General features: G+C 63.1%; 15 protein-coding genes. 13 read left to right on the plus strand and 2 right to left on the minus strand.

Going from position 1 to position 15,488, the window contains the following annotated elements:
• Window positions 1-33: 33 nt before the first annotated feature.
• The 5 genes from AC27E8_RS02395 to AC27E8_RS02415 all read left to right on the plus strand — a co-directional run bounded on the left by AC27E8_RS02395 (window position 34) and on the right by AC27E8_RS02415 (window position 5,187).
• Complete coding sequence (locus tag AC27E8_RS02395) at window positions 34-957, plus strand: ComEA family DNA-binding protein (protein WP_487099416.1); 924 nt, start codon at window positions 34-36, stop codon at window positions 955-957.
• Entirely contained in the window at window positions 954-2,477 is a 1,524-nt protein-coding gene (locus tag AC27E8_RS02400) for a ComEC/Rec2 family competence protein (protein ID WP_487099415.1), read from the plus strand. Before AC27E8_RS02395 ends, AC27E8_RS02400 begins: the two co-directional genes overlap by 4 nt.
• A gap of 114 nt (window positions 2,478-2,591) precedes the next feature.
• A complete protein-coding gene (locus tag AC27E8_RS02405; protein WP_487099414.1) occupies window positions 2,592-3,773 on the plus strand; it encodes an NAD(P)/FAD-dependent oxidoreductase in 1,182 nt (393 codons plus the stop codon).
• A gap of 62 nt (window positions 3,774-3,835) precedes the next feature.
• Window positions 3,836-4,846 carry a DNA polymerase III subunit delta gene (gene holA / locus AC27E8_RS02410; protein WP_487099413.1) on the plus strand — a complete coding sequence of 337 codons (1,011 nt, stop codon included), beginning with the start codon at window positions 3,836-3,838 and terminating at the stop codon, window positions 4,844-4,846.
• A 38-nt stretch (window positions 4,847-4,884) separates the two neighbouring features.
• Window positions 4,885-5,187, plus strand: coding sequence for a small, acid-soluble spore protein, alpha/beta type (locus tag AC27E8_RS02415; protein WP_041695298.1), 303 nt, complete (start codon window positions 4,885-4,887; stop codon window positions 5,185-5,187).
• Between the two features lie 13 nt (window positions 5,188-5,200).
• On the opposite strand, the gene rpsT is transcribed toward AC27E8_RS02415, so the two are convergent.
• Window positions 5,201-5,488 carry a 30S ribosomal protein S20 gene (rpsT, locus tag AC27E8_RS02420; protein WP_014464873.1) on the minus strand — a complete coding sequence of 96 codons (288 nt, stop codon included), beginning with the start codon at window positions 5,486-5,488 and terminating at the stop codon, window positions 5,201-5,203.
• A gap of 127 nt (window positions 5,489-5,615) precedes the next feature.
• Here rpsT and gpr point away from each other — a divergent pair, with 127 nt between their 5' ends.
• Window positions 5,616-6,647 carry a GPR endopeptidase gene (gene gpr / locus AC27E8_RS02425; protein ID WP_487099412.1) on the plus strand — a complete coding sequence of 344 codons (1,032 nt, stop codon included), beginning with the start codon at window positions 5,616-5,618 and terminating at the stop codon, window positions 6,645-6,647.
• Between the two features lie 2 nt (window positions 6,648-6,649).
• Here the strand turns inward: gpr and AC27E8_RS02430 are convergent, their stop codons facing one another.
• The gene (locus AC27E8_RS02430; RefSeq protein ID WP_487099411.1) at window positions 6,650-7,303 is read right to left on the minus strand and encodes a lytic transglycosylase domain-containing protein; all 654 of its coding nucleotides are present in this window, start codon (window positions 7,301-7,303) and stop codon (window positions 6,650-6,652) included.
• Between the two features lie 202 nt (window positions 7,304-7,505).
• Here AC27E8_RS02430 and AC27E8_RS02435 point away from each other — a divergent pair, with 202 nt between their 5' ends.
• From AC27E8_RS02435 to dnaK, 7 genes are all read left to right on the plus strand, one after another.
• Window positions 7,506-7,955 carry a hypothetical protein gene (locus AC27E8_RS02435; protein ID WP_487099410.1) on the plus strand — a complete coding sequence of 150 codons (450 nt, stop codon included), beginning with the start codon at window positions 7,506-7,508 and terminating at the stop codon, window positions 7,953-7,955.
• Between the two features lie 12 nt (window positions 7,956-7,967).
• Complete coding sequence (locus tag AC27E8_RS02440; RefSeq protein WP_487099409.1) at window positions 7,968-8,615, plus strand: cation efflux transmembrane domain-containing protein; 648 nt, start codon at window positions 7,968-7,970, stop codon at window positions 8,613-8,615.
• A 147-nt stretch (window positions 8,616-8,762) separates the two neighbouring features.
• Window positions 8,763-10,577 carry a translation elongation factor 4 gene (gene lepA / locus AC27E8_RS02445; protein ID WP_487099408.1) on the plus strand — a complete coding sequence of 605 codons (1,815 nt, stop codon included), beginning with the start codon at window positions 8,763-8,765 and terminating at the stop codon, window positions 10,575-10,577.
• Window positions 10,577-11,749: a radical SAM family heme chaperone HemW gene (gene hemW / locus AC27E8_RS02450; RefSeq protein ID WP_487099407.1), complete on the plus strand. Its 1,173-nt coding sequence runs from the start codon at window positions 10,577-10,579 to the stop codon at window positions 11,747-11,749. Before lepA ends, hemW begins: the two co-directional genes overlap by 1 nt.
• Window positions 11,750-11,829: 80 nt before the next feature.
• Window positions 11,830-12,864, plus strand: coding sequence for a heat-inducible transcriptional repressor HrcA (gene hrcA / locus AC27E8_RS02455; protein WP_487099406.1), 1,035 nt, complete (start codon window positions 11,830-11,832; stop codon window positions 12,862-12,864).
• 15 nt (window positions 12,865-12,879) lie between these two features.
• Window positions 12,880-13,512 (plus strand): nucleotide exchange factor GrpE, encoded by a 633-nt coding sequence (grpE, locus tag AC27E8_RS02460; RefSeq protein WP_487099405.1) that lies wholly within the window; start codon window positions 12,880-12,882, stop codon window positions 13,510-13,512.
• Between the two features lie 59 nt (window positions 13,513-13,571).
• Window positions 13,572-15,422 carry a molecular chaperone DnaK gene (gene dnaK / locus AC27E8_RS02465; RefSeq protein WP_487099404.1) on the plus strand — a complete coding sequence of 617 codons (1,851 nt, stop codon included), beginning with the start codon at window positions 13,572-13,574 and terminating at the stop codon, window positions 15,420-15,422.
• The last annotated feature ends 66 nt before the right edge of the window (window positions 15,423-15,488 follow it).

Raw genomic sequence — 15,488 nt, forward strand, 5'->3', positions numbered from 1 at the left:
ACTGTGGCGAGTTGCATGGGTGAGAGGATAGGTGTGGAACGCGCACAAGATGGCGCAAAACCGGTTCAGGAAGCGCCTGGGTTCGAGGACGGTGCGAGATGGTACATGGCGGAACGTGGCGGCGCTCTGCCCGTCTGGACAGACGAAGGGATGGACGCGGAGGCTATCGGGCGTCACGAGGTGGGCGAGTCGTGGTTCGTTCGGCTGCGTGCTTGGGCGGGGTATCTGCGAGTCGTGCTGCTCGTTGGCCTGGCCGCAGGCTCGGCGTGGTTTGCATCGCGGCATGTGACCACGGCGAGCTCCGCGCCGCATTCGGTCTCCACGCCTGGGGAAACGCAGAGCGCGGTAGTGCAACCGATGGATGCCGACGGCGCAAACGCGACGGCGTTGCAGGTGGATGTCCATGGGGACGTGCGGCACCCGGGCCTCGTGACGCTCCAAGAGGGCGCCCGAGTCCGCGACGCCATACGCGCGTCGGGTGGATTTCTGCACGCTGCAGATGCCGCGGACGTGAATCAGGCCGCGCTGGTCTGGGACGGCGAAGAAATCGACATTCCCGCAGCGACAGCGGGGGACGCGGCCTCTCAGCCGCAATCCGGTCAGTCAGGCGTGCAGAACGTGGGCCTGGCGCTTGCCGCCGCGAGCTCCTCGGGGCGCGACGCGAGCCCGGTGTCCCGAGATGGTGCGGGGGAGCGCGCTCGCAAGCACGCGCTCACGGCAGGGCAGAAGATCAATATCAACACCGCAGATCTGGAGACGCTTGAGACATTGCCCGGTGTCGGACCCAAGCGCGCGGCGGCTATCCTCGCCTATCGCGAGGCGCATGGTCCTTTTCCTGATCTCGCGAGTCTTCGCCACGTGAGGGGGATCGGCGAAAAAACGTTGGCCAAGTGGAAAGACCTCATTACCTTTGGGACACCTGACAGCGCTTCGAGCGTCAGCCGCCAGGCGCCGTGAACCGCACTCGCCTCCACGCGTGCGCCATCATCGCGTTTCTCACCAGCGAGTGGTCGCGATACGTATGGGGGTGGCGCGCCGCGGGTACCGCCGCCGGGGTTGCGATGGCCTTGGCGCTATTCTGCTTGGCTTGGCAGCGGGATCGGCGTCTGCCCGCGGTCACCGCCGCAAGTCTCGCGTTGGGTCTCGCCGTCGGCTCCCTCTGGGTTGCGTGGCGGCCCGCACACCCGTCCGCGCCGCCGGGTGCGAGAGACGTGATCGCAGGGGAAGTGCAAAGCGTCAAGGTGACGCACCACCGGACAGCCATCATGCTGGCAGTGCGCCGCGAGGGCGTGGGCGCGCACCCGTGTCACTATCAGGCGCTCGTGTTCGTCGAACGCGGGCCGCGTGTCGACGCGGGGCAATGGGTGGAAGCGCAGGGCGTGTTCATCGCGTCGGATCGGACGCCAACAGCGATGGACATTCTCTCGCCGTTGGAGCTGTTTGACGGGCGAGTGCGGGTGCTCCCTCGCGGGCCAAGCCTCGGCGAACGCGTAACCTCCTGGATGGCTACGGGTATGCAAGATGTGGCCTCTTGCGACAAACGCGCGCCCATCCAAGTTGCGTTGTCCATGATCTTTGGAGACGCGCAGGGCAGTCTGCCGCAGGGCGTCTCTTCGGACTTCCTGGCCGCCGGGGTGGCGCACCTGCTCGTTGCCAGCGGATCCAACGTCGGTTTCGCGCTCGACATGGCCGCCATTCCATGGCAACGATGGTTTGGACGCGCTTGTTCGCGTCAAAGGCGCCTCGTGTACGGCGTGTATGCCCTTTCGGTGGTCTGGGGATTCGCGCTCGTCTGCGGCTTTCAACTGGCGGTCCTTCGCGCCGCGTGCGGGGCCTCGTATTCCATCGCGGCAGGGGTGTGCGGGCGCCGGGTGCACGGCTACACGGTGTTATGGTCTTCTGCGTGGATGGCGGGCCTGTTGGACCCGGGAGACCTTTTGACGCCGAGCATGTTGCTGTCGTTCTACGCCGCCTTCGCGGTCTGTGAGGCGGGCACACTGTGGCATCAACTCTGCTCGCGGCGGTGGACATTCGCGCACGAAGCGCGCGCGTCTCTGGCCCACCGCGTGAGGCGAACAGGTGCTTCGCTCGCCCGCGCGTTCCTCGTCACGGCGGTCGTCGACGCCTACATGGTGCCCGCCCTGTGGTGGATGTTTCGGCAGTGGACCCCATACGGGGCGCTTTCCACCGCCATCCTCGAGCCGACCGTCGAGGTGCTCATGCCCGTCATCGTCCTATGGGGTGTCATGGCGGGCGTCGCGCACGCTTGGCCGTGGCCCCCCATGCTGTGGTGTGCCGAAGGGCTGAGCCGCCTGGGTTGTGCCGCGATGTCCGCCGTCATGTGGTTTGTGCACGTTGTCGCCTCGTGGCACGGAAGTCTGCGTTCGCTTGAGCCCGTATCGTTCGCGGGTGCGTGTGCACTCGTGCTGGCTTTGGTCGCTGTTGCACACGTCCGGCTGCCGCAGAGGCGCGGATGAGTGGACTTCGACCACCGTTGTGCTATGATTGTGCGATGGAAGTGTTCGGTCCGGCATGGCGCGATCGGACATGAAAAGAAAGACGAAGCAAACTGGGAACTGGAGAGGACGCACATGAGCAAAATTGTGATTGCTGGCGCGGGTTACGCAGGCATGATGGCGGCGGCCTATCTGGACAGGCAGGGGATCCCGTTTACCCTCGTGAACAACCATGATTACCATTATCTTACCATTCTGCTGCACGAGGTAGCTGGCGGGCGGGACGTCGGCGACAAGTACAAGATCCCCATCAAGGAAGTCCTGCGGAATGACTCGTCTGAGCTCGTGGTGGCGACCGTCACCGGGATTGATCGGGAGCGGCGCGTTCTGAAGACGACCGAGGGGGAAATTGGGTACGATTACCTGATCTACGCGCTGGGTTGGGTGTCGGAGTACTTCGGGATCAAGGGGCTGAAAGAGTACAGCCTAAGCATCACGAATCTCGATTCCGCGGTGGAGATTCGCCGCCACATCGATGAGCAGTTCAGGCTGTATAAACAGGATGGCGACGAGCGCCACTTGCGGATTGTGCTCGGCGGCGCGGGGCTTACGGGCATCGAGCTGATGGGAGAGCTGTTGGAATATCTTCCGAAGCTCTGCAGGGAATTGGACATTCCGTGGGAGAAAGTCGACGTTCAGTGCATTGAGGCGATGCCGACCATTCTTCCCATGGTCGCGGAGCACCTGCGGCCGTATGTCGTCGAAACCATCACAAAGCGCGGCGGTAAACTCCGCACGAATGCCAAGATCAACGAGGTCACGGAGGGCGTCATTCACCTGGACGGAGGGGAAAAGGTCGAGGCCGGCACCATTGTGTGGACCGGCGGCGTGCGCGCCAACCCCATCCTGAGCGAGGCCGGGTTCACGGTGGACCGCCGCGGCCGCGCCAAGGTGAACGCGTACCTGCAATCGGTCGACGACGAACAGATCTTCGTGGCAGGGGACAGCGCGTGGGCGGAGGACGAAAACGGCAGGCCCTATGCGCCGACCGCGCAGAACGCGGAGCAGATGGGGCCGCTTGCGGCGAAGAACATCTTGTTGCGGGAGCGTCGCCGCGAGATGCAGCCCTTCAAACCGCGCGATTGGGGCACCCTCTGCTCGCTCGGGTCGGAGGTGGGCGTCGGCAGCTTCCTCGGCGTGCCCATCAAGGGCGTCATGGGCGCGTTGGCGAAGGAAGGGAGCAAGGCCAAGTACCTTTGGGAACTGGGAGGCTTGCGCCTTGCCGGCAATCACGCGAAGGAAGTCGTGCGCATCTGAAATCACCGCGCGCTGTCGCGCCTCTCGGATCGGGTATACTCGATCCGGGAGGCGCATGTCGTTTGGAGATCTTTGACGCCATCGATCACGTCACACAGGCAGGTCCAGCCTCGGTCTACCTCCTGTACGGGAGCGAAATTGGGCTGTTTGACTGGTTTTGCGACGAATTGATTCGAAATCAGCATTTTCCATCCATTCTCCGGTTCGACTACCAGGAGGACGGCTTTGAGCCGGCCGAAATGGAGTTGTGTTCCTTCTCTCTTCTCGGAGACACGCCCCTCGTCTACGTTCGCAACGCGATCGCGTTTACGCCCGACGGCCGATCCGGCCCGGACGCGGATCGGTTGGCCACCTACCTCGAACAGCCAGTTCCGGGTCGGACGCTTGTGCTTTCGGTTGCCTCTGACAAATTGGACGAGCGGCGCCGTGTGACAAAGCTGGCGAAGCGCCACGCCGTGATCGCGTGTCCTGTGCCGAGTCGAGATCGCGATGCGGTGGTCATGCTCGAGCGCTTGGCGCGATCGAAGGCGGTTGCCATCGAAAAGGACGCGCTGGCGGAACTGTGGCGCCGCACGCGGTCGCTGACACTCGCCATGAACGAGTTCGACAAACTCCGGGCATATGCCGGCGGAGACGCGATTACGCGCGATCACGTCTTGGAACTCGTGCCAATGCAAGCCGAAGACAGCGTGTTCACCTGGGTCGATTGGGCGGTTCAAGGCCAGGTCGCCGCCGTCTTCGAAGCATTGGATGGGCTTGCGCGCCAAGGATACGACGCGTTCTCGCTCATCGCCCTCTTGGCCCGTCAGGTGCGGCTCATGGCCTTCGCGAAAGGAGCTGCCAACCTGGAGCGGCGAGCGAAGGAGCTTGGTGTCCATCCGTACGCCCTGCGCATGGCCGCTCGCCAGTCCGCGCGGTTTCCGGAGCAGAAGCTTGCGAGACTTGTGCGCGTGCTTGCGGATGCGGAGTGGGACGTGAAACGCGGGCGTCTGGCGCCCGAGGTGGCGTTGAATCTGGTGCTCATGGAACTCGCGCGTGCGGCGAGTACGGCAGCGCGAATCCGGGCACAGTAGCGGAAAAGACCTGCATGCAAGTCAGGGAGGCGATTCGGTTGAACGACAGGGATGCGCCCACCGTGAACGTGATTGGCCCAGACGGGAAGCTCCGTCAGGTGCCGTGGACGGTGCCCGAAAAGCCATCCGCCGCCAAGCTCGTGGCGGATCGGCTCGGGGTGTCCTATACGGACGAGGGGGAGAATGGCGCCCTCACGGCCAAGGAGGCCGGGGAGATTGGGGGACATCTCGGCGGTCCCATGGTCGCCAAGCTGGTGGCGCTGGCAAAGCGCGATCTCGCCCACGGTCATGTGGAACGGCTGATGCAAAAACAAAAAGCGACTCCCGAGAGTCGCCTTTGAGGTGGGCGCATCATTACGCCTGCTGCGCCTGCTTTTCCTTCAGCAACGTGTTGAAGCGTTTCGCGAGGCGTGACTTCTTGCGCGCGGCGGTGTTGCGGTGGATCACGCCCTTGGTCACCGCTTTGTCCAAAGCGCGGAGCGCCGTGCGGAGTCGAGCCTGCGCCTCTTCCACGTCCTGCGCCGCGAATGCTGCTTCGAACTTGCGGATATGCGTGCGCAGCGCCGACTTGATGGAGCGGTTGCGCAACGTGTTGCGCTTCGTGATCAACACCCGCTTCTTCGCGGATTTGATATTGGCCATGATGTCACCTCACTTCTCACAACTCGCCGACGCATCGGCATGGGAACCGGGCCGGGCGGCAATCTACAGACGACAGAGAGTGTAACACATCCTGGGGGACGACCGCAATACACGGGGAGGGCGACCAATGGTCATTTCATGGAACGCGGCGCGGAAGGTGCGCCTGAAGCCGTGCCACTTGCCGATTTCGAGATCCTCTCCTCGCACGGATCTCGCTGTAGAGGCGCGAGAACTGGCGCTTCGGGAAGGTCACATTCGAGGGGTGGAAGAGGAGCGGGAAGAGCATGAAGGCGTGGTCATCACGCGAGTTCGCGTCTCCACGCAGGTCGCCGCGAGGCGCCTCGGGAAGCGGAAGGGCACCTATGTCACCATCGAAGCGCCCGGCATGCGCCGACGGGACTTTGACCTGGAGGACAGGCTAACCCGTATTCTGGCAGACGAATTGAAGCGCCTTTTGCCTGAGCGGGCGAAGACGGCGCTCGTCATTGGCCTCGGGAACGAGCATGTCACGGCCGACGCACTGGGGCCGATGGTCGTGAACCGGCTGTTTGTCACGCGTCACCTGTTCCATTACATGCCTGAGGTGCTCGCCGGCGGTGAGGGCTACCGATCCATCGCAGCGCTCGCCCCCGGGGTGCTTGGGCTGACGGGCATTGAGACGAGCGAGGTCGTTCTCGGCGTGGTGGAACGCATCAAGCCCGACGTGGTGCTGGCTGTGGACGCCCTCGCCGCACGATCCCTCGAGCGTCTGCACCGCACCATCCAGCTTTCCGACGTGGGGATTCAGCCTGGGGCCGGCGTGGGCAATCACCGGAAGGCCATCGACAAGGAGACGCTGGGCGTGCCCGTGATTGCCATCGGCGTTCCGACTGTCGTGGACGCGGCCACCATCGCGAGTGACGCGATCGAGCTGGTGTTTCGTGAGCTGGGTCGGCAGGTGCCGGGCAACGCCGCCAATCGGTTGCTGGATCAGCTGACAAGCCAGGAGAAGTGGCAGTTGGTGCGAGAAGTGCTGGAGCCCGTCGAGCAGAACCTCGTCGTCGCGCCGAAGGAAGTCGACGAGTTCATGGAGAACGTCGCCTACCTCATCGCCAAGAGCTTGAACGTGGCGCTTCATCCGGCGATGACGTTCGAAGACGCCGACCTGGTGACGCACTGACGTCACAGGCCGGCCTTCTCGAGGACGTCGCGCACGTAGGCCTGGGTCTCGGGATACGGAGGCACGCCGCCATACGCGTCCACCGCGCCCGGGCCCGCGTTGTACGCGGCAAGCGCCAGCTCGACATTGCCCTGGTACCGCGCCAAAAGGTCCGCGAGGTAGTGGGCGCCCGCGTCGATGTTCTCAGCCGGATTGTAGGGCTGCGTGGCGCCATACGCCGCCGCCGTAGCGGGCATGAGCTGCATCAGGCCCATCGCGCCAGCCTCCGACGTGGCGTTCGGGTTACCCCCCGACTCCTGCTCGATCACGGCTTGGAGCAACGCCGCCGGCAGGCCGTATTTGTCTGCTGCCTGGCGAATGAGCGCCTCGAGCGAGCCATCCTGCTCGGTCTCCATGGGCGCGGGAGAAAGTGGCGTCACCCAGTTAGGCCACGATGTGCCGTCGAGCGCTTCGGCCGGCGGGGTTGCTGCCTCCAGCGGCTGTGCCTGGGTGGTGGTCGCATTTGGCCATTCGGCGCTCAGCGCGTAGGTGTACAGCGCGAGGGCACTGGCGAACGACTCTTCCGCGTCTGGCGGGCCACCTGATCCTGGGTTGGGTGTAGCCGCATAGGCAACGCCGCTTGCGGACATCGGCCACATGACCAGGTCTCCGCTCACGAGAGATGCCCCCTTCCCTCATGAATTTGTTTTCGGCGCCGATGTGCTTCGGCGTAAGCGCGGGTTGCTTGTCACACCCCTACGATTCGCGACTCCGGCCTCCGGTTCCTGCCGCTCTCAAGTCTCTATCCGAGTCATAAGTTTGGACAAATGAGCGTAGGCTGTAGAGAAAAGAAACTCTACGCGAAGGAAGGAAGCGCAGATGAAGACAACATGGCAGCACGCGCGTCGGCGGCTGAAGCAGGGATTGGCCGTCGCCATCTTCCTGACTCTACTTCTAGGCACGAGTGGCACCGTATTCAGCGTCGTGTCCTCGTTCATGAGCCATCTCGGTACAGGTGTCCCCTCGGTGGAGGTGACGGGTGGCTCGACATCCCCCGGGACGGTCGGGGTGGGCGCTGGGGTCGACTCGGGCGCATTCCCATCGCCCAACGTGGGTTCGACCCAGGCGCCCGTGCTCGAGTACTCGAATCCCGCGCCTGCCGGGGTGGCGTCGGGCAATGGGCCGTCACCCGATCCCGAGGACGCCGCGAACAGCGCGCTCGCAGCCGCGATGGACACCGGGGGTGTGTACGTCGGGGAAAAGGTCAGCCATGTGTTTGGCTCCGTGCTCAAGAGTGTGCTCAACGCGCTCTTTCTCAATACGAATTGACCGGAGGTCGCGATGCAATCTCTGCGCGAAAAGCGCCTGCGCGGCGCGTTGGAACTGGAATTGTTCTCGGTGGGCTGGATCACCTGCGAAGCCGTGTTTTCCGCCATCGCGGCCTATCGCGCCGGCAGCTTGGCGCTGTCCGCGTTCAGCGTCGACAGCGCGATTGAACTGGTAAGCGCGATGCTCCTCGTGGTTCGATTGTACGTGGAGATCCACACGGGCGCGAGCGTGGATCGGCGACATCCTGTAGAGCGGTGGACAAGCGGATTTGTCGCCCTGTGTCTATTCGCCCTCGCCGCGTATGTGGCCGTGAAGTCCGGCCAGGCCATTCGCCTGCAACAAGGTCCTTCCGCCACCTGGCTGGGGCTCGCCGTGGCCCTCGCTTCGAGCTTGGTCACCCCTTGGCTCGCGGTCGAGAAGCTTCGCTACGGTCAACTCCTCGACAGTCCCGCACTGTGCGGAGACGCCATGTGCTCGTTCACCTGCGGTTACATGTCCTGGACCCTCCTCGCAGGACTGGCTTTGAACGACCTGCTTCACTGGTGGTGGGTCGATCCCCTCGCGGCTTGCGGCATCCTTTACTTCGTGGTGAAGGAAGGCTTTGAGTCCATCGGTGTCTTTGTCTCCGGGGACGGACACACACACTCTCATTCTCATTGAAATTCCCTGAGCGGAGTGGGCGTGGCGAGTCGCCGCGGCCCGTGCTATACTCATCTATATGATATCGGCAGGCCGCGCACTGGGCGCGGTTTCTTTTGTGCACGGCGGCCTGCATCGTGCGGACGGGCGCGTGGCGCACCGAGGAGGATGAACGTGGCAAAGGGCGAACGTCAGGAACATATTCGGAACTTTTCTATCATCGCGCATATCGATCACGGCAAGTCCACACTGGCGGATCGCATTTTGGAGTTCACGGGGGCGGTCAGCCCGCGTGAGATGCAGGATCAGCTGCTTGACCAGTTGGATCTCGAGCGGGAGCGGGGGATCACCATCAAGCTGCAGGCCGTGAGGCTGAACTACCGCGCAAAGGACGGGCAGGAGTACGTCCTGAACCTGATCGACACGCCGGGCCACGTCGACTTCACCTATGAGGTCTCTCGTTCGCTCGCGGCGTGCGAGGGGGCGTTGCTTGTCGTCGATGCTTCGCAGGGTGTGGAGGCGCAGACGCTCGCAAACGTCTACCTCGCAATCGACAACAACCTGGAAATCATCCCGGTCATCAACAAGATCGATCTGCCGAGCGCCGACCCGGAGCGGGTGAAGCAACAGATTGAAGACGTCATTGGCCTCGACGCGTCGGACGCGGTCTTGGCTTCGGCGAAGGCGGGCATCGGCATCGAGGAAGTGCTGGAGCGGGTGGTCACCCGGATCCCGGCTCCGTCGGGCGATCCCGACGCGCCCTTGAAGGCGCTCATCTTCGACTCCCATTACGACTCGTATCGCGGCGTGATCGTGTATATCCGCGTGTTCGATGGCGCCATCGAGAAGGGCATGCGGATCAAGATGATGTCGACGGACAAGGAGTTCGAGGTCGACGAGGTGGGCGTGTTTCGCCCGAAGATGACGCCGGTCGACCGGCTGGAGGCCGGCGAAGTCGGGTACTTTGCGGCGAGCATCAAGAACGTGCGCGACACGCGCGTCGGCGACACGGTCACCGATGCCCTGCGCCCGGCGGCCGAGCCACTGCCCGGTTACCGCAAGATCAACCCCATGGTGTTCTGCGGCTTGTATCCTGTGGACTCTGCGGATTATGAGGATCTGCGCGAAGCGCTCGAGAAGCTGGAGCTGAACGACGCCGCGTTGACTTATGAGCCGGAGACGTCGAGTGCACTCGGATTCGGCTTTCGCTGCGGATTTCTCGGCATGCTGCACATGGAGATTGTGCAAGAACGGCTGGAGCGCGAGTACGGACTGGCGCTCATCACAACGGCGCCAAGCGTGGTGTATCGCGTGTATCGGACGGATGGAACGATGGAGGAAATCGACAATCCAAGCAAGATGCCGAGCCCGGATCGAATCGAGCGGATTGAGGAGCCATTCGTGCGCGCCACCATCTTCGCGCCGAAGGAGTACGTGGGCAACATCATGGAACTGTGCCAGGAAAAGCGCGGGCAGTTCCAGGACATGCAGTATCTCGACGACACGCGCACGACCATCGTGTACGATCTGCCGCTGGCCGAGATCGTGTACGACTTCTTCGACCGGTTGAAATCGTCCACGAAGGGGTACGCGTCCTTCGACTACGAGTTCATTGGGTATCGACCGTCAAACCTTGTCAAGCTCGACATCCTTCTGAACGGCGAGGTGGTCGACGCGCTGTCCTTCATCGTCCACAAGGACAAGGCCTATGAGCGCGGACGCATCGTCTGTGAAAAATTGAAGGAGATCATTCCGCGCCAGCTGTTCGAGGTGCCGATTCAAGCGGCCATCGGCAGCCGCGTGATCGCGCGCGAGACCATTCGCGCCATGCGCAAGAACGTGCTCGCGAAGTGTTACGGCGGCGACATCACGCGCAAGAGGAAGCTCCTCGAGAAACAGAAGGAAGGCAAGAAGCGGATGAAGCAGGTCGGGCGCGTCGAGGTGCCTCAGGAGGCGTTCATGGCCGTGCTGAAAATGGAGTGATGTCTGTGGAAGATCGAGAAGAGCACCGCGCGCCTCAATCCTTGTATGTGCACATTCCTTTTTGTAAGAGCCGCTGTTTCTACTGCGACTTCACCACCTTTGTGAAGTCGCCCTCCGCAATGGAGGCGTATGTGGACGCGCTGGTGGCAGAGTGGGACCTGATGGAACCGATGGAGGCCCCGCTCGCCACAGCGTACTTCGGCGGCGGGACGCCGACACTGCTCTCCGCTTCGCTCCTCGATCGTTTGTTGACCGCCCTGCATCGGCGCTTCGAGTTCCGCGCCGATGCGGAAATCACGTTCGAATCGAATCCCGACTCCATCACCCGGGAAAAGCTCCGCGTGCTGCGCCATCACGGCGTCAACCGCATCTCGTTCGGCGCACAGGCGTTCCAGGACCATCTGCTGCAGGCCATCGGACGCGCCCATCTGCGCGATGCGATTGAAGAAGCCGTCTGGGCCGCACACGACGCTGGTTTTCCGCACGTGAATGTCGACCTGATGTTTGGGCTTCCGGATCAGACGCTCCACGACGTGGCGGAAAGCGTCGAAGCGGTCCTGCGCCTTCCCGTCGATCACGTCTCCGCCTACTGGCTCAAGATCGAACCCGGCACGCCGTTTGCCAAGTGGCATGAGATGGGCCTGCTCAATCTGCCCGGGGAAGACGCAGAGGCGGAGATGTACCGGCTCGTGCGCGACGTCCTGCGCGACGCCGGGTTTGTCCATTACGAGATTTCGAACTTCGCTCGGCCCGGCGGAGAGGCCCGGCACAACCTGGTGTATTGGCGAAACGAGCCGTATAGCGCGAGTGGGATTGGGGCGCATGGATACGTCCGCGGCGAGCGGTACGCGATGGACCGCCGCTTCTCCGCCTATCTGGCCGCCGTGCGCGAGGGGCGAAGGCCCGTGTCCGCGCGGCAACGCGTGCCGGTTGCCGAGCGCGCGGAAGACCAGGTGATCCTCGGGCTGCGCCTGGCGGAAGGCGTGGACAGGCAACGCTTCGAGCGCCGATTTGGGCGGACTATCGAGGACGTGTTTCCGGGCGTCGTCGAGCGACTGTTGGCCGACGGATTGCTGGAGCAGCGAGGATCGGCCTACCGCATCCCAGACGCTTATTGGCCCGTCGCGAACGCCATCTTTGAGCAGTGGATTGGGGCGGCCGACATCCATTGACAACGCGCGACCAGATTGATATTGTCAAGGAGAGTGGTTTAGCACTCGAGCGCCTGGAGTGCTAACAAGGAGGCGAGACCATGTTGACGCCCCGACAGCAACTGATATTGTCCGCGATCATCGAGGACTACGTCCGGATGGCGGAACCCATCGGTTCGCGGGCACTCGCCAAACATGAGGAGATTCAATATAGCCCTGCCACCATCCGAAATGAGATGGCAGATCTCGAGGAAATGGGCTATTTGACGCAGCCACATGCCTCGGCCGGACGCGTTCCATCGCAGAAGGGCTATCGGTTCTATGTCGATAACCTGTTGCGCCTGGGACAGATGGATCGCGAGACGGGCGAGTTTTTGAAGTCCGTCTTCACCAAGCGCATCGATGAGGTGGAGCAGGTCGCCCGCGAGGTGGCGAACGTGCTCTCCATGCTGACGAAGCAGACGGTGATCGTGCTCGGGCCGAAGACGGACACTGAGAAATTGCGCAAGATTGAGCTCATTCCGCTTGGCGGCGGCCGCGCCATCGCCATCCTGGTCACCAACTCCGGGCATGTGGAGACCGTGCACGTGCGGTTTTCGTCCGAGATGGAGGCGGACGACGTCGAGACGCTCGTCCGCGTGCTGAACGACAAGGTGGTCGGCGTGCCCATCTCCGAGCTTCGGCGCACGCTGTACGCGGAGTTGGCCGGGGAATTGCGCCGGACCGTCGAGCGGTTCGAGGATGCCATCGCCGTCCTGAATGAGGTGTGCCAAGTGCCGGAGCGCGAAGAGGCCGTCTATATCGGCGGCGCCTCGAACATGCTGGCGCAGCCGGAGTTTCACGACGTCGGCAAGGCGCAGCCCATTCTCAGCCTGCTGGAGCAGAACGAGTCCATCCCCAACTGGTTCCCGAAGGCAGACGACGGGATTGAAGTGCGCATCGGCGCAGAAAACGCAGTGGTGGAGCTCAAGGACTGCACGGTCATCACCACGACGTACCGTTTGGGTAGCGTGCCGGTGGGCCATATTGGAGTGTTGGGCCCCACGCGCATGGATTACAATCGCGTCATGCAAATTCTCTCGTTCACCTCGCAGGCGCTTACGGACTTTTTGACTCGATTTGCGTCGAGCGGGTGATGGAGTGGAGAAAGGATGTTGCTCGTGGCGGAGGATGTCGTAAAGGATCCGAACGCAAACGAAGAAGAGGCGGAGCCGAAGTCGGCGGAGGCGGATGCCGAAGGGGACGCCCGGTCTTCGGAGGGCGTCGATCCGGCCGAGATGGCGGAGGAAGATCTCTCGTACGAGGCCGGCGATTCAGCCGAGGAGGAGGGCGCGTCCGCCCCGGAGCCCGATCCGCGCGATGCGCAGATCGAGGAATTGACGCAGCAGCTTCTGCGGACGCGGGCGGATTTTGACAATTTTCGCCGGCGCACCCGCCAGGAGCGCGAGGAACTCGTTCAGTTTGCGACCAAGAAGCTGCTCGCCGACTTGCTGCCCGTCCTCGACAACTTTGACCGCGCGCTCCAGGCGCTCGAGGGCGTGGATGAGCCTCAGATGAAGCAGGGGATCGAGATGGTGCACCGTCAGCTCATTCAAGTGATGCATCAATACGGCGTGACCGAGATGGACGCCATCGGCGCACCGTTCGATCCGTCGCAGCACGAAGCGGTCATGCAGGAGCAGGTCGAAGGCCAGGAGCCTGGGCGCGTAATCGAGGTGCTGCAGAAGGGGTATTTGCTGCACGGAAAGGTGCTGCGCCCGGCCATGGTGAAGGTTAGCGTCTGAGCCGCGAGAATCCGCAATGGAAGACGAAATATCGTCTATGATCTGGGGAGGGACGCGAAGTGGGGAAAGTCATCGGCATTGACCTCGGTACCACCAACTCTTGTGTCGCGGTGTTGGAAGGCGGCGAACCCGTCGTCATCCCAAACGCCGAAGGCAATCGCACGACACCATCGGTCGTGGCGTTCACGAAAGACGGAGAGCGCCTCGTGGGCGACGTCGCGAAGCGCCAAGCCATCACGAACCCGGACAGGACCATCATCTCCATCAAGCGCCATATGGGCACCGACTACAAGGTGACCATCGACGGCAAGTCGTACACGCCGCCGGAGATCTCCGCCATGATTCTGCAGAAACTGAAGGCAGATGCAGAGGCGTTCCTCGGCGAGCCGGTCACACAGGCGGTCATCACCGTCCCTGCGTATTTCAGCGACAGCCAGCGCCAGGCAACGCGCGACGCGGGCCGGATCGCAGGCCTTGAGGTGCTCCGCATCATCAACGAGCCGACGGCGGCCGCGCTCGCGTACGGGTTGGACAAGGAGGAAGACCAGACCATCCTGGTGTTCGACCTCGGCGGTGGCACGTTCGACGTGTCCATCCTGGAGCTCGGCGATGGCGTGTTCGAAGTCAAGGCGACGAGCGGCAACAACCACCTCGGCGGCGACGACTTCGATAACCGCATCATTCAGTACTTGATTGACCTCTTTAAGAAGGACACCGGCATCGATCTGTCGAACGACCGGATGGCCATGCAGCGCCTGAAGGATGCGGCGGAAAAGGCGAAGAAGGAGTTGTCGTCCACCTTGACGACCACCATCTCCCTGCCGTTCATCTCGGCGGACGCGACGGGACCGAAGCACCTCGAGGTCAACCTCACGCGGGCGAAGTTCGAGGAGTTGACGGCGGATCTCGTCGAGGCGACGATGGGGCCGACCCGCCAGGCGCTGCAGGACGCGGGACTCACGCCGGCTGACATTGACAAGGTCATTCTGGTGGGCGGCTCGACGCGCATTCCAGCCGTTCAGGAGGCGGTCAAGCGCCTTATTGGCAAGGAGCCGTCGAAGGGCGTCAACCCGGACGAGGTCGTCGCCATCGGCGCCGCGATTCAGGCGGGTGTCTTGACGGGCGAGGTCAAGGACATCGTGTTGCTCGACGTCACGCCGCTTTCGCTTGGCATCGAGACGATGGGCGGCGTGTTCACGAGGATCATCCCGCGCAATACGACGATTCCGACGTCGAAGAGCCAGATCTTCACCACGGCGGCCGACAACCAGACGTCGGTCGAAATCCACGTGCTGCAGGGCGAGCGCGAGATGGCCGCGGACAACAAGACGCTCGGCCGCTTCACGCTGAACGACATCCCGCCCGCGCCGCGCGGCGTCCCGCAGATCGAGGTCACCTTCGACATCGACGCGAACGGCATTGTGCACGTCTCGGCGAAGGATCTCGCCACCGGCAAGTCTCAGCGCATTACCATCACCGCGTCGAGCGGCCTGTCCAAGGAAGAGGTCGAGCGGATGATGAAGGAAGCGCAGATGTACGCCGAGGAAGACAAGAAGCGGCGCGAGCAGGCGGAGGTGCGCAACCAGGCAGACCAACTCTTGTATCAGACCGACAAGCTGCTGCGCGATCTCGGCGATAAAGTCGACGCGTCTCTCAAGAGCGAGGCGGAATCGAAGCAGAAGGAACTGCGCGACGCGATGGCCGGATCGGATATCGAGGCCATCAAGTCGAAGTCCCAGGCCCTGCAGGAGACGCTGCACAAGTTGTCGACGAAGCTTTACGAACAGGCGGCTCAGTCGGCGGGCGCAGGGCAGCAGGCCGGCGCTGCTGGTGCCACGGGCACCACGGGGCAGGCTTCCGATACCGTGGTGGACGCGGACTTCCGCGAAGTGGACCCGGACAAGAAGTAACGCAAGCGCATAGGATGCAAGAGCGGATGAATCAGGCAGGGTGATGCGCGTGACGTCGCCCTGCCC

This window comes from Alicyclobacillus sp. CIJ1, assembly GCF_057538885.1.